The sequence below is a fragment of the Bacillus piscicola genome (assembly GCF_022458745.1).
GTDB classification, from domain to species: Bacteria; Bacillota; Bacilli; order Bacillales; family Marinococcaceae; genus Alteribacillus_A; species Alteribacillus_A piscicola.
In genome coordinates, this window is sequence record NZ_JAJJJF010000008.1 from 118,033 (window position 1) to 139,469 (window position 21,437).

Below are 21,437 nucleotides of genomic sequence, written 5' to 3' on the forward strand. Positions count from 1 at the left end.
CAAAAATACTACACTATTTTTGAATTGTTTGTGTTTAAACAACTGTATTTGAATTATGAAATTGATTCACCTATATAATTTTTAAAGTATCTTTTGTTTACGTAAAAGATACTTTTTTTAATTTCATCATGTTATTAATTCAATAATAATATATACTTTTATAATAAATATTTATTATTATTCGATAAATAACCATGTTACGATTACAATGAAGAAAATAAGTGAGGTGCTTTTTATGGAACGAGGGATGACGCTTTTTTTAAAGATAGCTGTTTATTTTATTGGGATTATGGTACTTGCTCTGTTTATATTCTGGCTGCCTAGGTTAGCATCCGGCACGGCAGAAATGTTTCCAGAGTTTGCATACTTGCAATTTCCCGTTTTATTCGGTTTGTATGTAACAGGCATACCGTTTTTCTTTGTGCTGTATCAGGCTTTGAAGCTTTTAACTTACATTGATAAAAACAATGCTTTCTCAGAAACCTCTGTAAAGTCTCTAAAGTATATAAAGTATTGTGCCGTTATGATTAGCGTCTTATATGCAATAGGTATTGTTTTCTTTTTGTCACAAAAGGCGATACACCCTGGAATAGCAATGATCGGATGTACAATTATTTTTAGTTCGGTCGTTATTGCAGTCTTCACTATGGTTCTTCAGAAGTTGTTGAAAAGTGCTTTAGATATAAAATCAGAAAATGATTTAACGGTCTGAGGTGAGAACAGTGGCAATTATAATCAATCTTGATGTGATGTTAGCAAAAAGAAAAATGAGTGTAACAGAATTATCTAAAAAAGTTGGAGTCACAATGGCTAACATATCTATTTTAAAAAATGGAAAGGCCAAGGCGATTCGATTATCAACTTTAGAATCGATTTGCAAGGCTTTAGATTGTCAGCCGGGGGATATTCTTGAATATCGCAGGGATTAAAATCAAGACAGGGGAATGAAATTGGCGTCAGTACTTGTCTTGTATAAAGTGAAAGGAAGTGGTCATTATTGGACTTTCATTAATATTTTTAATGATCATCGGTATTATTGCAATTTTAACATTTATCTTTCCTATATTTATGGCGCTCAGAAGAAACGAGAAAAGAAAACCACCTCGAAAGGGTTCTTATGTCATAGCAGGGCTGTTGCTTGTACATTGGTTATTTTTCTTAACTAGCGGTTATGCTCTATTACCACCAAATATTGCAGATGCCATATTTATGCCTGTATGGTTAGTGTTGTGCGCAGCAGGTGCATTTACGGCCATTTATGAATTTAAAAACAATAAAGTCTCTGCCATCCCGATTGCAGGTTTAACGACAATTAGTGTATTATTTAGCATTTTCATTAACGGAATCTCAAAAATGTAAATGTCGTAATTAATTGGCTTTGTTATGTTGAGAAAGATGCTGGAAATTCACCATTAATCTCCAGGACGGGGTATCTTCCATTAAAGAAATAGCACCAATAGGAGGTTTTTTTGAAAACACAGTTTGAAATAGTAATTTTCAGTTTATTTATGTTTTTAGTTTTGTTCGGTTGTGACCCACTAGCAAAGGACACGATGGACTTTTATCAAAATACAAAAAGTACTGACCTCTCCGATGAAAGTGTAAATTCTATTACAATAAATTCACGAGAGGGGGAGGTCACCACTACTTTTGGAAAACCTTATGAGGTTGAGGAAGTAGCAAATCCAGAATCAAAATATTTCAATTACAATGGGATTGAGTTTAGGATAGTAGATGACAAAGTTGTTCGCTATTACTTTAATAGTACTTATGAAACTGCAAAACAATTGAAAGTCGGAGATACAAAAGACAAAGTAATTGCGGCATATGGATAGAATTATTATGAAAGAGTTGAAGGCGGTTTAGATGTTCTTGGGTACTTTGATAAAGAAAATAAGATTAATATAGAGATTGGATTTCACGAAAATGAAGTTGAATTGGTAATAATTGAGAAAATTGGATAGAGAGAAGATCACTAGTTGTTTTTGCCATAAAAGTTATGATTAACGGGTGAAAAATAAGGAGTCATTATGAGAATTGTAAATGCAGGATTATTGTTGCAAATTATTTACATATTGTTTTACTTATTACAAATTAGAACATTTGTCTTACAGCATTTTGGTATATATGCGGTTGCATACACTGAATTAACTATGAGTATTATTAGCTTAATTTTAGGGATAACTGCTTTAATCCTTAAGGACTGGTCAAAACGAACACTTTTTGTAATTTCATTTGGTATATTATCGTGCCTATGGTTTATCGTAATTTATCTATTGCCTGAGGCCGGTATCCCGCCTGCGATTCCTTGGTTTTATTCAAATTAAGATATTGAAAAAACAACCAAAAGGTCACTCAGAAAACATTTGTTGAGTGACTTTTTTTATGTTCATCTGCTCATCTGTTGGAACCCTCCGTTCAGCGAGTTAGGAAGCACAAGTTTTAATAAAGTTAAAATATAGTTTAATATTGTTAAACTATATGTTATTATTATTCAAGTAGGAGGTGAGTAAGATTAATCGTGAAGATATCCCGGATTGGGTTTTGTCGTTAGATAAGGAATCTCTTGAATTTATAAGGAAGTTTGTTTTGAATTCCGGTTCTTTAAAAAAGGTTGCAAAAATTTATGATGTTTCGTATCCGACAGTAAGGACTCGTTTGGACAATCTCATTCAAAAAATAGAATTGAATAGTAAGGCGGAAGATGTGGAATTCATCAATATGGTTAAAAACCTTGTCATTGATGAACGCATTAGTTTAGACGTTGCCAAAATGATTATTGATAAATATAAAAGCGAGAAAAGCAAGAAATAGCCTGGATTGGAATGACAAATCAAATGAATGAACGTTACAGGAGGGGAACGATGATGCATTATCTTTTATGGGGAGCAGGAATGGCCTTGCTCGTTATTCAATATTTTATATCCAAACAGAGAATTGTTATGTTGGGAGCGATTTTACCAACTGTTTATATTATATTTTTGGTATGGCTTTTTGTAGAGCGAGACGCTTCATGGAAGGATAGTATTATACTGTTTATCATAGGTATGGCATTACTTTTAGGAGAATGGATAGCAGGGTGGGAAGCTTACAAAAAGAAACAAAAAAGAGAGTTGGAGAAAATGAAGGGAAGGGATTTGACATGAATGTGTCGTTCACAAGGCTGATCAATCAGCAGACCGCTCATCATGGGCTTAGAGAAAAATGAGGAGGTCTGTTATCTTACATACGGTGAATAAAGCGATATGGAAGCGGTCTATTACCATTTTTATAGTCGCGTTATCCATCACAATTCTAGCAACGATTATAACGTACATCATTAACCCGGATTTACAAGAGGTAATGGATACAGTAGGAAATAATAGAGCGGAGCCATTGAAAGATGCTACAGGGATAAAAAAAGTATGGTTATATGTTGTCAATAACGGATTTTTGGTTCCGTTACAAATGTTTATCTTGGCCTTCATTCCGATACAATTCCTATATCTCATAAACGTCATTGCCACTGTCTCATTGCCCGGGGTTCTATTTGGGGTTGTGTTACAATCTGACTCAAATCAAGGAGTAGAGCTCATTATTTCTGCAATTCCTCATTTTGTTGTTGAGATTTTCGCATTTTGTCTACTGGCAGCCGCTCTCTTTGAGTTAAACCGAGTGGTACGAAGTAAGATAAGACATATTTTTAAGAGAGACAAAGGTGGAATATCTCTTATTCAAAAAATGTTAGAGACAGTAAAAATTTACGTTGTCGTAATCGTGCCGCTGATCGTGGTGGCTGCATTTTTAGAAACGTACATAGCGGATTTGATATTTAACTTATTACAATAGTTTTTTGAGCGGGGCAAAATCACTTTTTGTTATATTGATAGAAGGAAAGAATAGGTTATTGTTTTCATATGCGACAGATACAGTCGTGAAAAAGGGCGTGTGCTGATATAGAGGCACCATAACTCGTATAAGACGTCGCGAAATCAAGAAAGTGTTGAAATAAAAGCACTATACGAACTTAATGATGTTGTGAAACAAGCATCTGCTGGAAGAAAGGCCCCATAGCACTCGTATGAAGCCGTAAAAATCAGGGATCGTTGAAATAACGACACCCTACGCACGCAATGACGTCATGAAAACGATAGGCTGCCAAAATAGCTGCCGCATAGCCCTTGTATGAAGTTGTGAAAACCCAGGAGCATTGGAATAACACCCTCATACGCATGCGATGACGCCATGAAATCAGGCGGTTACCGAAATGGCTACCGCATAGCTCTTGTATGAAGTCGTGAAAAGCCGGAATGGTTGAAATAACGACACCATATGCGTGGTATGACGCCATGAAAGTGGGCGATCGCAAAAATAGTTACCTCACAGTGCTTGTATGATGTCATGAAAATTAAAATATGCGAAAATAACGGCGTCATTGCGCGCAAATGAGGTTGTTCATTTGGAGGACGGTCGAAATAACAGCGCCATAACGCCGAAACATTGTTCACTTCGTCGAACAATGGTCAAAACCCAAAGAGCCGTCAGAGTGATATTATCTGGCGGCTTCTATTTTTTTCTTCTAATGCATGAACAGTGGCTGAAGATAAAGGAAAGCAGATTAGCCCGTATGTCGTTCTTTGAATACCCCCAGTCTACATGCCAGAATTGAAATAGGTTTGGTGCGATTGCAACCATCAAACGATCGGCTGCGAAGGTCGTGTCGAAAGGGTGCGTCTCGTATTTGCATGGAATCTCTTCCAGCAGATTTCGGAATATATCATGTCTGGATGTGTAAATTGGTGAGTGATAGATGAGGGTGCGGTCATCCTTGCATTGCCTCCTAAGAGTAAGAACATTGACTAACGGACAACTGTCCGGTAAGGTCATGAACACACGTGGATAAAGATGATATACCATTCTATCCTTGAATCTGTAACTTGGTCAAGGTAAGGAAGCCGATGCACATGAACCGAAAAATAAGGGGGAGAGTGGATGAGCCGAATGAAGGCGATTGTGAAACAAAGTGCAAGTCCCCATGACTTTGATCTAATGGAAGTTCCCATCCCAGGAATAAGCGAAAATGAATTGCTCGTTCGCGTGAAGGCGATTGGGGTGGGTATTCATGATGGCTATTTTTTGCCAAATGATATCCACTACCCGTACCCAATCGGTATTGAAGCGGCCGGTATTATCGAAAAAACAGGCCAAAATGTCACGGATTTCCAAGCGGGGGATGAGGTTGTATTTGTCAGTTCGATGCAGAAGAAAGGCGGCACATGGGCGGAGTACGCCGTTGTGGCAGCCAACTCTCTTATCCTTCCGATACCAAACGGGATGAGCTTTGCAGAAGCAGCAGCCATTCCCGTTGCCGGAAATACAGCATTAAAAGCTCTTCATGCCCTTGACTTGAAACCAAACGACTCTCTTTTCATCGCCGGTGCCTCGGGTGCCATTGGTACGTTCGCGATCCAGTTAGCCGCAGACATGGGATGCACCGTGGCAGGGTCCGCTTCGAAAAGAAATCAGGACTACATGCGCTCCCTTGGTGCGACGAAAACCGTTGATTACCACGACGCCGACTGGCAGGAGCAAATTAAACAGTGGATGCCTGGCGGGGTGGATGCGGCATTGGCGATTCAACCGGACACAGGCCAGCCGAGTATGGAGATTTTGAAAGATGACGGGAGAGTCGTTGCGGTATCCGGTGACCAACTTACGCCACAGAGAAACGTTGCTATCAAGCCATTTCCATATCAAGTGGATGTAACAGACGAGTTACTCCAACTTATGAAAAAAATCAATTCAAAAGAAATCAAGCTTTTTATCGAGCAAACCTATCCTTTTCAACAAGCACTCGACGCCTTGGAGAAAACTGGTACGCGTCATGCCCGCGGGAAGCTGGTCATTACAGCGCCGTAATTAGCCTTTACATGAAGGATTTACAGTTTACGAATGAAGATAACACGGTTGAGGAAATTGATCGTTTGTTATCTTCTTTTTTATATATTGGGAGAGGCGTGAGCAGCGCCCTGTGACATGGTTGTGTTTGTCTGCGGACGAGGCTTGGTTGTTTAAAGGACGGGGGAAAAAGGAATACACATATATTTGTAACTTCTGTATACTCCAACAACATCATTGAATCATGACGAAAGGGTGAGATGATGAGAGCCATTACGATGGAACAATACGGTCATGCGGACGTGTTGCATGAAACGGAAGTCGCGGAGCCTGAGGTAGGGGCGAACGATATATTAATAGAAATAAAGGCCACTTCGGTCAACCCGATTGACTGGAAAATACGGGAAGGTTATCTTAAAGAAAGAATTCCGTATACCTTCCCTCTTATTCTCGGGTGGGATGCGGCCGGCGTCGTGAAAAAGATCGGCACGGCGGTCACAAGGTTTGCCGTCGGGGATGAAGTATTTTCAAGCCCGGACTTGATGCGAAACGGCACATATGCAGAATACGTCGCGGTTGATGAAAACATGGCAGCAAAAAAACCAAGTAACCTCTCTTTTGAAGAAGCTGCCTCTGTTCCGCTTGTCGGGTTAACTGCCTGGACAAGCCTTATCGATGTGGCAAACATGAAAGAAGGAGAACGAGTATTAGTCCATGCCGGGGCCGGCGGGGTTGGCAGCTTTGCCATCCAATTAGCCAAAGCGCATGGCTGCTGGGTCGCAACCACCGGAAGCGGTAAAAACATCGAGTTTTTAAAAGAACTTGGCGCTGACCAAGTTATCAATTATGAAGAAGAAAATTTCGAAGATGTCCTTTCCCCCGTCGATGTTGTGCTTGATACACTGGGAGGAGAGATCCAAGAGCGCAGCTTCCACGTGTTAAAAAAAGGCGGGCGTCTTTCATCCATCACTACCGCTCCGGATGAACAATTGGCGAAGGTCCATGCGGTCAAAACGTATCACGTATCGATGGGAAGAGACGGAGACACTTTGGCGAAAATTGCTGAGCTGCTGGAAAACGGAAAAATCCGCCCGGTTGTAGAGAAAGTATTAGACCTTTCAGACGTTCAGGAAGCACATCGAATTAGTGAAACCCGCCACGCGCGCGGCAAAATTGTACTAAAAGTGTAGCGGACAGGCTGTTTTGTTGAGAGGGAAAAGCGAACTGGAAAGGCTTTAAAAAGGTGCGAGTCATGTCGCGCCTTTTGTCATCGGAAAAACCATTTTTAATGCTTCTTTAAGATACTGGCTTCCATGCATCATAAGCGGATGGTCGCGCCAATGCGTCCATCGTCAAAGTATGCGGATGAAGTCGTGAAACCAGGATTGGGTTGAAATAACAGCCCCATCCATGCTGAATGAGGTCATGAAACAGGGTGACCACGGAAATAAAGACGTCAAAGCGCGTGTATGAAGTTGTGAAACCAAGACTGGGTGGAAATAAGTGCGTTATACGGGTTGAATGAAGCCATGAAAAAGGTTGGATGCAGAAATAACGTCGTCAAAGCGCGTGTATGAAGACGTGAAAACACGATTGAGTCAAAATAAGAGCTTCATCCGGAGGGAATGAAGTCATAAAATAGAGCGATCGTGGAAATAAAGACGTCAAAGCGGTTGGATGAAGTCGCGAAATCGGGAACGGGTCAAAATAACAGCCCCATCCGTGTTGAATGGAGTAGTGAAATAGAGCGATCGCGGAAATAAAGACGTCAAAGCGGGCGGACGGATTATGATTTTGTTCCCGCGGGTTGTTTTGGAATAACGTGGACGGCTGCCCTTTTAAAGTCATGACTTATGCGTTTTAGATAATCTTGAGAGAGTAGCCCGATTTTTTTGGGGGGCGGTTAGTGTGGCTTTCATGCCTGCTAATAAAAACAGATCCAGACCTGACGGTGACTTTCTAGGCGCATGGGGCATAGGATGGTGGTGTGATCCGATTATCTTGAGGGGGAAAGCTGCAATGAATTACCATTCTTATATGTATCCCTATCCATATGCTTACTATCCAAGGGTCCCCGTGTATAACCATGGAAATATGGGGGCGCCCGGTTATTGGAACATGGCCGTTGAACCTAGTCATGCAACCTCATTTTCACCGTTTCCAAACAACAGGAGTTATACCGATACGGGGTTAAAAGATCATGGGAAAACACCCTATGTTGTGGATATTAACCAAGCTGCTAAGCAAAACAACACATTTCGTACTGCCATCTGGTCTGGATACCATTTGCAAGTGACATTGATGAGTATTAACGTTGGCGAAGATATCGGCTTAGAGGTTCATCCGGATCTTGATCAATTCCTACGCATTGAAGAAGGGCAGGGACTTGTACAGATGGGAAGCAAGGAAAGTGTTGATTTTCTCAGACATGTTGATGATGACTCTGCCATTATGGTACCTGCAGGCACATGGCATAATATAACGAATACAGGCAATACCCCGTTGAAGCTCTACTCTATTTATGCACCACCTGAACATCCATTTGGTACGGTTCATCAAACGAAAGCAGAGGCTGTTGCGGCCGAAAAAAGCCGCGACTGAAAAACGGAAATGCCACAGCGAAACCTCTCCTGACTCCTGATAGCGGCAGGCAGGAGAGGTTAGCGAGTGGTTTTTTTAAAACGAAGAGCCCCTAATGACGGGCATATGGTATTATGTGGAAATATCTCTTTGTTGTTACGTTGTTTTTCTAGTCCAGAAGCGTTGCTGAGCGATGGCCGAGACAAAGTCCTCTCCGATGTCTGCGTTATTTTCGGCCAAGACGACACCGGCTGCATTATTTTCTACCATGGAGGGAAGAAGCGGCTGTCCCGTTGAGGCAACGCCAATTGGTTTATAGTGTCTATAGGTCACTTCTATGAAATACGTCATGTCAGAGGTGAATTTTTCTTGGTTTTTAGAATTGCCGCCAACGACATAAAGGGAGTCTAACAAGTAAGGGCTTGCTGTAAGAAATGTTTGATCCACCTGGAGTGTGGCACCATTGGCCCCTGTGACAGTACCGAGCCTTTCACTTACGATAACAACAAAAACCCCGTGTTGCTCTAATAGGTTGAGTACATTTTGTACCTCTTCTTCATTAAAACCGTCACCAATTAGTACACCTACTTTTAGCGTACTGGCATTACTAGGAGGTGTATGGTACTGGCTAAGGGACGGGTAACTTGTCGAAACAGGGACGTGGGAGCCACTTGGGCGATCGACACCAATATTATCAGCGACGGTGTATGCCAGTTCTTGATCTACATGGACCAGCAAATTAACGTTTTGCTGACGGACAGATTCACTTTTTACACTTCCAAGTTGATAGCTGAACGCATGAATCATGTGCTGCTTTTCAACAGGTGTCAAACTATTCCAGAATATTCGTGGTTGCGAAAAGTGATCCCTGAACGAATCACTGCGGTCTCGGATGAGGTGACCCTCCACTTTCGTCGGGTAATGCTCGTATCCACCTTCTTCTGGTGGGGTTGTGTACGGTGTGTTATCCGCAAGTGAATTGTTGTGATAATCCACTTGATCGACATCAATCCGATATCTCATCGGGCCTCGCCGGTGATTGTTATGAAACGGGCAGACCGGTTTATTGATCGGTAATTCTTGGTGGTTCGCTCCAATTCGATGATACTGTGCGCTTTGATACGCAATTAATCTTCCCTGCAGGACGGGATCATTGGAAAAGTCAATCCCTGGAACGACATTTGCAGGGTTAAAAGCCACTTGTTCTGATTCTGTGTGGTAGTTATCAATGTTCCGATTTAACGTCATCTTTCCAACAAGTTGAACCGGTACGAGTTCTTCTGGCCAAAACTTGGCAGGATCGAGAACATCAAAGTCGTATTTGAATTCATCCTCCATCGGGATCAGTTGGACACCCAATTCATACTCCGGATAAGCCCCGCGGTCAATTGCCTCTCGTAGATCCCGCCGGTGGAAATCTGGATCAATGCCGCCGATTTTCTGCGCTTCATCTTGAAGCAGGGAGTGAACACCGAGAACAGGTTTCCAAACAAACCGGACAAAGGTCGCTTCCCCTTGCTCGTTAACAAAGAGATACGTGTTGATTGACCACGATTCCATCATTCGATAACTTCTTACCAGACCTCGATCCGACATGATCCACTGCACCATATGAAGAGATTCAGGATTATTGGCGACATAATCCCAAAAAGTGTCATGGGCACCAGTAGCGGTTGGTATGTCATTATCCTGCTTAGCCTGGTACGCGTGAATCATATCTGGAAATTTCATCGCGTCTTGGTTGATTAACACCGGCATGGCAATTGTGGTCAGGTCATAATTTCCTTCTTCTGTGTACATCTTCACGCCCTTACACCGTAAATCCCTTGCCGTATCATAAGACCCTCGAGACCCTTGCACGGTAGAAAAACGGACAGTTAAAGGAGTCTTTTTGCCAGGTTCCTGTAAAAAACATGCTTGTGTCACATGCTTCATCGACTGATAGCACTCAAACTCCCCATAGGCGCTGTAACCTCTTGCATGAACCACTCTTTCTGGTTGCTCTTCATGGACAAAACGTGTCATTTTTTCAAAAAAATCGTAATCCTGACGTAAGCTAGGACCGCGTTCACCAGCTTTTAATTGGTCTTGGTCGTTGGATATTTTTCTCCCTTGGTTGGTTGTGAGGGGCTTCCCTGTGTTCTGTGTACGGTACTGATCCAGCTGTTCCTGTTTGGCGTTTTGCTCATCCATGTCATCACCTATCCTTTACTAGTCCTCAACATCGTTTTTTATTGTGCGTTATGAGTGCTACGAATATTCACTGTTTGGTAGCGTAAAGTGTGGTTTTTACGTGCATCTGGATGGAAAGGATAGCGGAACATGGAATCCGCTCGTAGTTCGTGCTTTTACCGGACGAACGGATGGCTGGGCGCCAAGCGTGGAGGTGGGCGTCCCTAACGAAAAGGAGGGGATGCCAACAGATCATCGACTTGAGAAACGATGTCCGTTATCATTTTACGAGCGGGTTGTCGCTTGCTTAAGCGGACGTTTTGGCCGCTCCATAGGTGAAGCCATTCTGGTCGATTTTGCTTCGCTGCTTCTCTTCGAATCTCTTTCGTTAACGTGTTTTGGATCGGATAATCCGGTAATTCGTGTTCGTATGGGGCCATTTTCGTCATAAACTCATTTTCGATACCTCTTGCTGGTTTCCCACTAAATGCCGAGGTAAGAACGGGCTCTTCTTCGGTGCTGTTTAAAATTGCTTCAATTTGTTGTTTTTTCGCCCCACTTTCCAGGCTTGTGACGAAAGCGGTACCCATTTGGACGGCTTGGGCTCCGAGGGTGAGCGCCGCCAACACGCTTCTTCCGTCCATTATTCCTCCTGCGGCAATAACCGGAATCGTGACATGATCCACCGCTTGCGGAATGAGCGCCATCGTTCCAATCATGGCTTTATCAAACGGCCCGGAAAAAGTACCGCGATGACCGCCGGCTTCACTTCCTTGCATGACGACCATGTCCATTCCGATGTCTTCATTGATGATGGCTTCCTTGACAGTCGTTGCCGTGCCAATTAACATAATATTTTGTTTCTTTAACTGTTGGACTCTTTCTTTAGAGGGAACGCCGAATGTAAAACTGCAAACGGGTACCCGTTCTTCCATTATAATGTCCATTTGCTTTTCAAAAATAGTGGCCGATGGCTTGGTCACTTCCGGTTCTTCAGGTAGATGAAGTGCTTCGCGAAAGGGACGCAGTAATTCACGGGCTTTTTCAATATCTTTTTCACTGACTTTTGGTACTTCTGGAATGAAGACATTGACCGCAAAAGAGTGATTCGTTAATTCTTTGATTTTACGAATGGAATCTCTCATCTGTTCCGGGCTCATATACCCTGCCCCGAGCGTACCAAGACCTCCCGCATTGGAAACCGCGGCAACTAATTCGGGTGTCGTCGTTCCACCAGCCATTCCAGCCTGGATAATCGGATATGTCATGCCTATCTTCTGAGTAATCTGGTTTTCATGCCACATACAATCGTGCCTCCTACCGTTCAAAAATAGGAAAAGATTTCCGTAAATAATTATCTTGATTATAATGGAAGAAAGATCACACGTAAAATGATCTCAATTGATACTCCTGAGAGGGAAGCGTATAGTTACATAATGAACGCGGATGCGAATGAGAATGTAGAACGAATAGTGGAAAAACGGAGGAGGTTAATTCTAAAGACCGGGGGCTTTCAATGTCCTTACAGGCAGTGTAAACATCTATGAATGGAAGTGTTGTCAATTAATAAAATGCTCAAACCTACTATTATATCGATTTCCATGGCGACGGTGATGGCCGGGGCCGCTATTTCGCCTGCTCTTGGGCTGATCGCGCAAGCCTTTCCGGAGGCAAGTCCCACGATGGTTAAGCTGATATTAACAGCGCCCTCGATTATGATTATCCCCTTTTCTTTTTTATCCGGATATTTAACATCAAAATTAACAAAACGCACGATTGTCATGATGGGCTTATTGATATACTTAGTCGGAGGGATTGTCCCTCAATTCGTCCCCACGATTGAATTGCTGTTGGCACTTCGTTTGCTCTTAGGTGCCGGGGTAGGCCTCTTGATGCCTTTAGCGATGTCACTCATTAATGACTATTACACGGGGAAAGAACGAACGAAGATGATGGGCTATAACTCGGCTTTCAGTAACTTCGGCGGTATTATTACGATGTTGTTGGCAGGGTGGCTGGCGACGTTTGGGTGGCGAACCCCGTTTAATGTCTATTTCTTAGGATTAGTGATCTTTTTACTCGTTTTTTTCTTCCTGCCGAAAGGAGAAGTGCAAAAAGCCCCGGAACAGGAAGGGAAATCAAAAATGCCGTTCGCTGTTTATGGATACGCACTCGCCATGGGCGGCATTATGCTCGCTTATTATTCCATTGCTACCAACATGGCGCTTTATTTGGAACAAAACAGTTTTGGAGGGCCTGCCCTTGCCGGGACCGTTGTTGCCTTCACTACGGTTGGTGGTATGATTACGAGTTTATTACTCGTTCAGATCGAATTAACATTCAAGAAATATGTGATCCCTGTTATGCTTTTTGGAATGGGGGCGGCCTTCTGCGTTTTGGCATTGACAAACAGTGTAGCCCTCGTGATGATTAGCGTTTGTTTAGTTGGATTTGGGCAAGGGTCGTTGTTCCCCATTATCGTATTAAAGGTATTGGACAGCGTTCCGTTACATCAATCGGACCAAGCGGTTGCGATGACGTCGAGCTTTACATTTTTAGGACAGTTTTTATCACCAGTTGTCCTTGATGGAATTGGAAAGCTTGTTCATAATCCTGCCATCCGCTTTCAATACGGCACACTTGCCGTTGTTATCTTAATTATTGTGTTGATAACCTTATCCTATATATGGCGATCGAATAAACGGTTGTCAGTATCCAGTAACCATTCATCTACATAAGTAAAAAGGATGAAGCACCCTTTTAATTGTTTTGCTGTTTGTTTTTTGCCAGTTGCTGCTTGTCCATGGTGCCAGGGGGCTGTTCTAGCCATGAATGTTGAATCATAATGTCCGCGCCGTCTTTGGCGTATTTCCCGATTTCAAGCGATAAACGCTCATAATTTAAGGCTAAATCACTTCGCTGACTTGCAGCTGATGCTGTTGCATAATTGCCGACTCCAATGGCACTTAACAAGGACATTAGAAACATGGTTAACTTGTCTGAAAAAGGTGGTATTGTTGAATCATTAATACCAACTTCTGCAGCAACAGGGGCAGTTAGATCATTATCTGTAAGTGCCTTAGTAAATAATTGAATATGTTTTCTGGAAATCTCATTCCCCCTCAACATCCATTTTTGGACTTGCTCTCTCGGTGACGTTTGGGCAAAACTTAAGGAAAATTTTCTGCCTATGTGGTTGGTTTGGATATTCATATGCAAATAGGCTACTTCCACTGCGTTTAATGGCCTTTTAGATGTAAATGGGTTTAATCCACTTAAGTATTTTTTGCTGTCTATAAAGTCTGTTTGAGTTGGATAAGCCATATAAGGTGCGCGGACAAACAATCCTTTTGCCAGGGAAACACTCGCACCCGCGTCGTATAACTGAGAGGTTTCCTGAAGAGCTTCCATGAAATAAGCTCTAACATCTTTGCGAGTACTCATCGAAACAAATCCGCCGTATGAAAGCAAGCCGGCCCTTGTCACATGGCCAATATATTCAAGCATAAACGTATCCGTATATAAACGAGGGGCATTCATATTCACATCGTCACTCGTAAATCCTGTAGGTAAGGGTAATTGCTCCTCTTGAAACAAATGAGTAAGTTTCTCTATATGCGTTGCTGAACTGTCATACGCCTGTTGGAGAACAGAACGAATTTCCTCATCTTCCACATCTTTTAGAAAATAACCTAAAATCAGTTTGGCCGCACTGTCATTCATATAAGCTGTCCAAATGGAAGCAATTTCACCAGAAGTTAGTTGGATATGGTTTTCAGTCATCATAGTTACCTCCAAAGTTTCCTAACATGCTTCCTTATTCTTTGCAAATTACCATAAATTATGCAAGAAACTGAGAAAACTTCCATACCAAACAAAAGGACATCTGTAAGCTATGTTTCGTACTTTCCTAGGGTCAGGTCCCCATTGCTTGAGGGTGAGCCCCTGATAATCTTAGGCAAATCTGTTCATCTAAAGGGTTTTCCTATGATCCATTTATCCCGGGCGTGCTGATCGAATAGTGCGTCCTTATTTAATGGATTTTTGCGAGAGGTGGACGCGTTTGCTGGAAGAGTCGCCCGGATGAAGTTGTGAAATCAGCTAATGGCGAAAATAACAGCGTCAAAGTGTCTGTATGAAGTTGTGAAAACGGGAAGTCACCAAAATAATGGCATCATAACGGCCCTATGGAGGCGTGAAAAAAGAAAACTAGAAAAATAAAGACATCAAAGCCCTCTTATGAAGTCGTGAAACTAGTGTTTCTCTGAAATAATAGCGTCATAACGCACCGATATGGTAAAAAAAGAAATACCTATGTCTTTTTTTAAAAGGGTATAGGTCTATCTTCTAGATTATGGCTTCTACGTAGGATTTCGACTTGTTCCTGTATAAGAAGGAGGGGGAGGAAGAATAGGAGGGGTAATGAAATGAGGAAAGTGATGCATAGCTGGATAGTGTTACTTGTAGCGGCGGGGGTATTTTTCACACTCGTGCCGGATGAATCCAAAGCGAACAGTGACATGCTGCAGAGAGAAGACCGTGGCTCGACGGTTGTTCCTTTGCAGCAAAAACTAATAAACATGGGATACTTACATACGGACGCGACGGGGTACTACGGACCGATGACGGAACAGGCGGTAAAAGAATTTCAACGTGATTTCAGCTTAGCGGCAGATGGGATAAGTGGAGCTAACACGTTACACCAGTTAGAAAATGTAAGAAAAATAGCCAAAGCCGTACACGGAGAAGCTCGCGGAGAATCCTTTGAAGGGCAGGTAGCGGTTGCCGCCGTCATTCGCAACCGTTTGAATTCGTCCGATTTTCCGGGAACGGTAGACGAAGTCGTCATGCAGAAAAATGCATTTACAGCAGTTGCAGACGGGCAATATGACCTCGAACCGAATCGGACTGCCTACCAAGCCGTCAAAGAAGCGTGGCAGGGATGGGATCCATCGAAAGGGTCTCACTACTATTACAACCCGGTGCTTGCTACGTCCGACTGGATCTTCACAAGAGAAACGACGCGCCAAATTGGGAAGCATGTGTTTGCGAATTAAAGGGTATTGGGACAAAAAGATGTTTTTTTGCCACGATCCGAACGGTTGCCTGCCATCCGTTCGGATTATTTGGCAAGAATCTCAATTGCTAGTTCCGTCAAAAGATTTCACTTTCCGCGGGCACAGCCTCGGGGTTGGTTACAGCTTTGCCACAGACGTACTTGCAGACGATGCATGCTATTAGCTAAAGTTTCTTTCTTAGCCTTTGTTCCATCGTCTCGGTTAGATGGTCTCGGCTCATGATGTTCTTACAGGAATCTTCTTATTTTGACTTCACGTCGAACGTACTAAGCTTATTGTTCGGTTTTTCATTAACATGTGTTAGATTTGTTTCAGTCTCTTTTTGTGGCATTAGTTAACAGGAGAGCTTACATTTGTTAGAAGTTGCGAGTGATTTTAATGCGTGCAGGGTAGAGTAGGAATAGTGGAAAAAGGGTGAAAGGAGGAGGAGAGACATGATCATATCAGCCATTGCCAAGTTTGTTTCGGGAGGGTTTGAAGCATTGCTTGCAATCCCGTTTATCGGAGGAAGCATTGTCATCTTCAGTGGATATTCTGCGCTCGGAACAGCACTTTTCCTTCATATTGTGACGCTCCTTATCACATTTGTATACCGGACGGCGAAAACCCCGAGCGTCGTTGGCATTGTTACGTCCCTTTTGTCAGCGATACCCGTGGTTGGCTGGATACTGCATACGATAACCGCGATAGTGCTGTTAATTAGTGCAGTCCGTGACTTAGCCCGGTGAGAGAACAGGCCGAATGGGCGTGACGACAAGGATGGTTGAACTACGAACAATGTTATAGCTGATCAACGGTGAACGGCGCCCTTCTGTAACAAAGAAGAGTAACGGGTTCAGTTACGAGGAAGAAAACATAACATATTATTTGGGGGTGCAAATCGCAATAGATTTAGCCCCTTTTTTTGTTGAATTAATAGTACTTACGCTTGGGGACCATTAACAAAACGTTTTGATTAAAAGGAAATATTTTGTCTTTCCTGAAAAGATATGACTTTTTAGAAGGTATCAGCATGAATGAATACACGGTTATGAAATATTTCTTCTACAAACGGACCCACTTCTGGAATAAGACTTGGCAATCAATCATGAAGAAAAAGCCATATTGTTTAATATGGCTTTTTTTATTGACTTTATTTTAAATATGCCCTAATATTACGTTATACGATGTAACGATAAACGTAATAAATGTTTCAAAGGAGTGAAAATATGACTAAAAGTAAATTCTCAGAACCCACATTGTTTATTTTGATAAGTCTTGCTGAACAAAATCGTCATGGCTATGCGATTATGGAAGATATTCAAAAAAATTATGATGTTAAATTAGGACCTGGCACATTGTATGGAGCCATTTCACGTTTAGAAAAAGCAGGATATATAATTGCCATTGAAACTCAAGATCGTAAAAAACCTTACAAGCTGACAGGGGAAGGACAAATATATTTAACAGAACAAATTAAAGAAATTCAAAAAATAACCAATATAGGAATGAAAAGGCTCGGATTAGTATGAGATGGCTCGTTTATTTGTATCCTAAAACTTGGAGAAAACGTTATGGTAATGAGTTAATTGATGTATTAAAACAAACAGATACGTCATTAAAAACAATAATTGATCTACTTATAGGAATAATTGATGCTTGGCATATGGAACTAAATGAAAGATATATTTTCAGCTATCGTATAAGTCAAATATTAGTTGCAGTTACTATAGTTAATGCTTTTATTGTTTTGAAATTAAAGCCATTAGGGGAGGTAATTGAAGTGGAAATATTTGCGACGATTGCAGTATTAATTGCTATGCTGTCATTGTTTTTGGCTGTTGTTACTCTTGTAGTAAGCATATTTAAATTTGGAAAAGAAGGCTTAACCCTCAAACCAAAATTAACTAAAACATCGGTTGGCTTGATGGGGGCTTATGGGGTTTTCATGGTAACATTTTTAGTGTTAATCAATTAAAATGGTTCCTCAATCGGAGCGAAGTTGTTGAAGAAGCAAAATAACGAAGGGAACACGTCATTAAAGATTGTATCTTATTGGTTTTCCATTCCAAGAATTTTACGTGTTGGACTTTTTTGGCTGATAATGATCATACTTGCAATGTTTGGCTGGGTGAAGATAATCAAAAGTTATTTTTAGAAAGAATAGGGAGTATTCAAGAAAAGGCGCAGTTGTCACATAACGGCTGTGCCACACTCTGGCTGGATTTTATAAAACTGAGTAGTGCAATAATTATTATGGAGGGGAGAGATAAGAGTGAAATCATATAAACCGTATATAATGTTCATTTCTTCTGTTTTATTTTTAATCGTATCACTTTTGTCGTTTACATCAAAAGCTGGTTTATGGTGGTTATGGCCGATATTATTTGTGTTTTCAGTTATTAGTACAGTAATCTTGTTTAAAAACAATACCAAGGAAAGTGTGGGATAATCCTTTATCTTTGAGCATAATTGTTATACCGCATAAGGGCGCGATTCCAGAACTTGGATCGTGCCCGTTCCGGTTACGGAGCCTGTTATCGTTTCCGCGATTACTCAAGTATGCATTTCGATTGTTGAATAAAGGTATTATATCCTGACCATACTGGAGTCGAGATAATTGATTCATAGTTTGGAGTGTGAAAAACATCCTCACCAATTACGTCACAGCTATGCAACACATATGGTCGACAATGGTGCTCCACTTGAAGTGATTCAAAGCCTTCTAGGTCTTGAAAAGAGTGAAGCAATAAGGATTTACGCTCATCTAAGTGGGAAATTAAGACACGACTTTTATAGAAAGATTTTTAGAACAACAGAAACATTATGTTACCGAACAAGGGCGCTGTTTGGTTTGACGTACTCCTTTAAAAAGAACATCTGCCACCCAAACATCGCCCTGCCCCATTTTAATGCTCATTGTTCCTATCTAGTTCACTCAGCATTCAATTTCCTTTATCATTCTTTCGGGGATGGACACATAACACACCTCCATTGAGCTTTACTCTTATTATACCTTATAATTATTGATGGAAATGAAATTGCTTTGGATGTAGATGTCATTATTGCACCGGTCACGATGATCTAGAGCGGGCACTTACTATGTGCAAAAAGTTATTTTAGTATTGAAATTTGCAAAGGGCCATTATGTTGAAGGACAGGGGGTGAAATAATGGATACTTTTTCTCAGCTTTTACATTTTAAGAATCCATTTTTTTATTTAATACTTGTTTGGTCATTTATTTGGAAAGGCATAGCTCTTTGGCATTCTGCTCGTAATAAACAGTTAGCTTGGTTTGTTGCGCTTTTGGTAGTAAATACAATCGGGATTTTAGAAATTATTTATCTGATTTTCTTTAGAAAAGATAAGAAGTTATATACATAAAAAATCTGTTATATAAAGATTGTTCAAGAAACGAGCGCACTTGTTTAACTGCTTGGAAGGTCGTCCTGTGAGATAATGGCTTGGAGCAGAATATCGAGGAGGTTTTTGAAATGGGTCAACTACAAGGAAAAACAGCGATTATTACAGGAGCGAGCAGCGGCATTGGCGCCGGCATTGCGAAGGAACTGGTACAAGAAGGGGCAAATGTGGTGTTGGCTGCGCGTCGCACGGAGAAATTGGTTGAATTACAAAAAGAAATAGAGGAACAAGGAAGCGGGAAAGTGCTCCCGATAGAGACAAATGTCGCGAATAAAGAAGATATTGAGGGATTAGTAAAGCAAGCAGAAGAAGCTTTTCATCACGTTGATTTTTTCGTGAATAATGCCGCGCAAATGCTTTCAGGTCCCGTTACTTCAGGTAAGGTAGACGAATGGGAACAAATGATTGATGTGAATATAAAAGGAGTGCTTTTCGGCATTAACGCTGTATTGCCATCCATGCTTGAACGCTCCAGTGGTCACATTATAAACATCGGCTCTGTGTCGGGGTCTGAAGTGACAAAAGGCAGTACTGTCTACAGTGCCACAAAATTCGCCGTTCGTGCCATTTCCACAGGACTTGAAAAAGAATTGGCTAACACAGGTGTCCGTGTCACGAATATTTCCCCAGGTATGGTGGACACGCCTTCCAACACTGTCACTTGGACAAACGGACGCAGGAAATTAGAGACGAAGGATATCGCAAGAGCCGTCATCTATGCCGTAACACAGCCAGATTACGTGAACGTCAACGAAATCACCGTCCGCCCGGTTTAACCCGTCCTTTTTATAGACTCTACCATGTAAGGTCCTCCTTAGATGTATGGTTTTGTGTATAGCTGCATCTTAACGGAGGACCTTTTTTCGTTTCAAAAGAAGAGATGCCCCCATAGGAATACTTCAGACATCTAAAATCCGGTTGCTTATGACGCTTCGGCTACTACAAGTGCTTGATAAAATTAGTGGTAATTTAAAGGGAACCAACTGTTTTTGTGGAAGTAGATACATTGGCCGCACGAAGGCTTGTGGGAAAAATTTAAAATGAGGGGTGTTCATGATGAAAATTTTACGGCTGGGGCATGCGTCTTATTTGTTAACGAGCAGGAAGGGGAAGAAGTATCTGGTTGATCCGTTTTTAAGTGCTAATCCTGGTTGTCCCAAAGAATACACAAAGTCAGAATTTTTAAAAACAGTAGATGCGGTGTTTGTCACGCATGCTCATTTTGACCACACAAGCGGTCTTGACGAAGTGTTACATGCCAATCCGGAGGTCCCGGTAATCTGTCAGTATGATTTTGGTTTGTTGCTTATGCAAAATGGCGTTCAGAATGTGCAGCTTCTCAATTACGGCGGCTCTGTTGATCTGGGTGATATGAAAGCCGTGATGGTGCAGGCCGTTCACACGTCATCTTACCGGGAAACGGAAGGACAACCGGTATATGCCGGTCAGCCTGCCGGATATGTTTTTGACTTTGAAGGGGACCGGACCTTGTACCATTCTGGAGACACAGCGATGACCCTCGACATGAAATTAATCCAAGAGTTTTACCAGCCGGATGTAGCGATTCTTTCTAGTTCCGGACAATTTGTGATGGGGCCGGAGGAAGCGGTGTATGTGGTGAAAAACTTACTAGACGTGGAATATGTGATTCCGAACCATCATTTTCCGAACGAAACCAACGCCCCGCAGCCAGAAGTATTGCAACAAATGCTCGAGCAGTTCCCAGTCATTCAAAGCATGATCGACGCCGATAAAACGTTTATTAAATTATTGGATAATTATGAAAAAACAACAGCCGTCCAGATAAGTTTTGGTGAAGAAATAGAACTAGCAAAGAGCCAAACAGATAAAATTGGATCATAACATATTGTCTAGGGTCAGCCCCCCCATTGCTATCATGTGTAAATGCGATGGGGGGCTAGTCCTGCTATGTCATTGTGTTGGAAGGCAGTGGTGAAATCAGTTATATGTGAAAATAACGACCTCAAAGCCATTGTATGAAGTTGTGAAAATGAAAGTACGTGGAAATAACAGCATCATAGGGGCTCTATGGTGTCATGAAAGCATTTATTCCCGAAAGAGAGTCATCATAGTGTTCGAATAAAACCCCGAAACCAGACAGTCGGGGCCTTAATCGTAGCACTGCTGTCGCACAAAAAATAACTCACCTTGAGTTAGCGCTACACGGGTGAGTTATTTTCATCCCAGCCGATCCCCCTTGCAGGGAACCAAACTATTGTGGACCGTAGGTGTTAGCGCACCTATGGTCTTTTTTATTATATGGAGTATTTACTTATAGTATACCCGAATTCGAGTGTGCTGGAAAC

23 protein-coding genes and 1 pseudogene are annotated in these 21,437 nt (G+C 41.8%); 21 read left to right on the top strand and 3 right to left on the bottom strand.

The genetic code is table 11. The features are described 5' to 3' along the window. The first annotated feature begins 235 nt into the window (after positions 1-235). The 10 genes from LOR49_RS12875 to LOR49_RS12920 all read left to right on the top strand — a co-directional run bounded on the left by LOR49_RS12875 (position 236) and on the right by LOR49_RS12920 (position 8,478). A complete protein-coding gene (locus LOR49_RS12875; protein WP_240377145.1) occupies positions 236-712 on the top strand; it encodes a DUF2975 domain-containing protein in 477 nt (158 codons plus the stop codon). Positions 713-722: 10 nt separating this feature from the next. Continuing rightward, positions 723-929, top strand: a complete 207-nt coding sequence (locus tag LOR49_RS12880; RefSeq protein WP_240377146.1) for a helix-turn-helix domain-containing protein — start codon at positions 723-725, stop codon at positions 927-929. A gap of 58 nt (positions 930-987) precedes the next feature. Continuing rightward, positions 988-1,359: a hypothetical protein gene (locus LOR49_RS12885; protein WP_240377147.1), complete on the top strand. Its 372-nt coding sequence runs from the start codon at positions 988-990 to the stop codon at positions 1,357-1,359. Positions 1,360-1,469: 110 nt separating this feature from the next. Beyond that, on the top strand, positions 1,470-1,835 hold the full coding sequence (locus tag LOR49_RS12890) for a hypothetical protein (protein ID WP_240377148.1): 366 nt from the start codon (positions 1,470-1,472) through the stop codon (positions 1,833-1,835). Between the two features lie 679 nt (positions 1,836-2,514). Continuing rightward, positions 2,515-2,814: a DUF2089 family protein gene (locus tag LOR49_RS12895; RefSeq protein WP_240377179.1), complete on the top strand. Its 300-nt coding sequence runs from the start codon at positions 2,515-2,517 to the stop codon at positions 2,812-2,814. 50 nt (positions 2,815-2,864) lie between these two features. Then, positions 2,865-3,146 (top strand): hypothetical protein, encoded by a 282-nt coding sequence (locus LOR49_RS12900; RefSeq protein ID WP_240377149.1) that lies wholly within the window; start codon positions 2,865-2,867, stop codon positions 3,144-3,146. A gap of 58 nt (positions 3,147-3,204) precedes the next feature. Next, positions 3,205-3,828 (top strand): stage II sporulation protein M, encoded by a 624-nt coding sequence (locus tag LOR49_RS12905; protein ID WP_240377150.1) that lies wholly within the window; start codon positions 3,205-3,207, stop codon positions 3,826-3,828. Between the two features lie 1,143 nt (positions 3,829-4,971). Beyond that, positions 4,972-5,898: an NADP-dependent oxidoreductase gene (locus tag LOR49_RS12910; protein WP_240377151.1), complete on the top strand. Its 927-nt coding sequence runs from the start codon at positions 4,972-4,974 to the stop codon at positions 5,896-5,898. A 239-nt stretch (positions 5,899-6,137) separates the two neighbouring features. Beyond that, positions 6,138-7,067 (top strand): NADP-dependent oxidoreductase, encoded by a 930-nt coding sequence (locus LOR49_RS12915; RefSeq protein WP_338021148.1) that lies wholly within the window; start codon positions 6,138-6,140, stop codon positions 7,065-7,067. Positions 7,068-7,896: 829 nt separating this feature from the next. Further along, positions 7,897-8,478 carry a cupin domain-containing protein gene (locus LOR49_RS12920; RefSeq protein ID WP_240377152.1) on the top strand — a complete coding sequence of 194 codons (582 nt, stop codon included), beginning with the start codon at positions 7,897-7,899 and terminating at the stop codon, positions 8,476-8,478. A 135-nt stretch (positions 8,479-8,613) separates the two neighbouring features. On the opposite strand, the gene LOR49_RS12925 is transcribed toward LOR49_RS12920, so the two are convergent. Next, a complete protein-coding gene (locus tag LOR49_RS12925; protein WP_240377153.1) occupies positions 8,614-10,650 on the bottom strand; it encodes a catalase in 2,037 nt (678 codons plus the stop codon). Positions 10,651-10,853: 203 nt separating this feature from the next. Then, positions 10,854-11,933, bottom strand: coding sequence for an NAD(P)H-dependent flavin oxidoreductase (locus LOR49_RS12930; RefSeq protein WP_240377154.1), 1,080 nt, complete (start codon positions 11,931-11,933; stop codon positions 10,854-10,856). Between the two features lie 243 nt (positions 11,934-12,176). Here LOR49_RS12930 and LOR49_RS12935 point away from each other — a divergent pair, with 243 nt between their 5' ends. Next, a complete protein-coding gene (locus LOR49_RS12935; RefSeq protein ID WP_240377155.1) occupies positions 12,177-13,367 on the top strand; it encodes an MFS transporter in 1,191 nt (396 codons plus the stop codon). Between the two features lie 22 nt (positions 13,368-13,389). Here LOR49_RS12935 and LOR49_RS12940 read toward each other — a convergent pair whose 3' ends face one another. After that, entirely contained in the window at positions 13,390-14,412 is a 1,023-nt protein-coding gene (locus LOR49_RS12940) for a DUF3231 family protein (RefSeq protein ID WP_240377156.1), read from the bottom strand. Between the two features lie 644 nt (positions 14,413-15,056). Here LOR49_RS12940 and LOR49_RS12945 point away from each other — a divergent pair. The 10 genes and pseudogenes from LOR49_RS12945 to LOR49_RS12990 all read left to right on the top strand — a co-directional run bounded on the left by LOR49_RS12945 (position 15,057) and on the right by LOR49_RS12990 (position 20,973). Continuing rightward, a complete protein-coding gene (locus tag LOR49_RS12945; RefSeq protein WP_240377157.1) occupies positions 15,057-15,686 on the top strand; it encodes a cell wall hydrolase in 630 nt (209 codons plus the stop codon). After that, a complete protein-coding gene (locus LOR49_RS12950) occupies positions 15,676-15,870 on the top strand; it encodes a hypothetical protein (protein ID WP_240377158.1) in 195 nt (64 codons plus the stop codon). The genes LOR49_RS12945 and LOR49_RS12950 overlap by 11 nt, the downstream gene beginning before the upstream one ends. A 271-nt stretch (positions 15,871-16,141) precedes the next feature. After that, complete coding sequence (locus LOR49_RS12955; RefSeq protein WP_240377159.1) at positions 16,142-16,435, top strand: hypothetical protein; 294 nt, start codon at positions 16,142-16,144, stop codon at positions 16,433-16,435. Between the two features lie 480 nt (positions 16,436-16,915). Next, positions 16,916-17,218: a PadR family transcriptional regulator gene (locus tag LOR49_RS12960; protein WP_240377160.1), complete on the top strand. Its 303-nt coding sequence runs from the start codon at positions 16,916-16,918 to the stop codon at positions 17,216-17,218. A gap of 14 nt (positions 17,219-17,232) precedes the next feature. Next, entirely contained in the window at positions 17,233-17,664 is a 432-nt protein-coding gene (locus LOR49_RS12965; RefSeq protein ID WP_240377161.1) for a hypothetical protein, read from the top strand. Positions 17,665-17,780: 116 nt separating this feature from the next. After that, positions 17,781-17,975 carry a hypothetical protein gene (locus LOR49_RS12970; protein WP_240377162.1) on the top strand — a complete coding sequence of 65 codons (195 nt, stop codon included), beginning with the start codon at positions 17,781-17,783 and terminating at the stop codon, positions 17,973-17,975. A gap of 358 nt (positions 17,976-18,333) precedes the next feature. Further along, positions 18,334-18,495, top strand: a pseudogene (locus tag LOR49_RS12975) (tyrosine-type recombinase/integrase); the annotation flags it as partial. Positions 18,496-18,858: 363 nt separating this feature from the next. Continuing rightward, positions 18,859-19,071, top strand: a complete 213-nt coding sequence (locus LOR49_RS12980; protein WP_240377163.1) for a DUF5652 family protein — start codon at positions 18,859-18,861, stop codon at positions 19,069-19,071. 110 nt (positions 19,072-19,181) lie between these two features. Continuing rightward, on the top strand, positions 19,182-19,886 hold the full coding sequence (locus tag LOR49_RS12985) for an SDR family oxidoreductase (RefSeq protein WP_240377164.1): 705 nt from the start codon (positions 19,182-19,184) through the stop codon (positions 19,884-19,886). A 277-nt stretch (positions 19,887-20,163) separates the two neighbouring features. Continuing rightward, a complete protein-coding gene (locus LOR49_RS12990; protein WP_240377165.1) occupies positions 20,164-20,973 on the top strand; it encodes a metal-dependent hydrolase in 810 nt (269 codons plus the stop codon). Positions 20,974-21,437 lie beyond the last annotated feature (464 nt).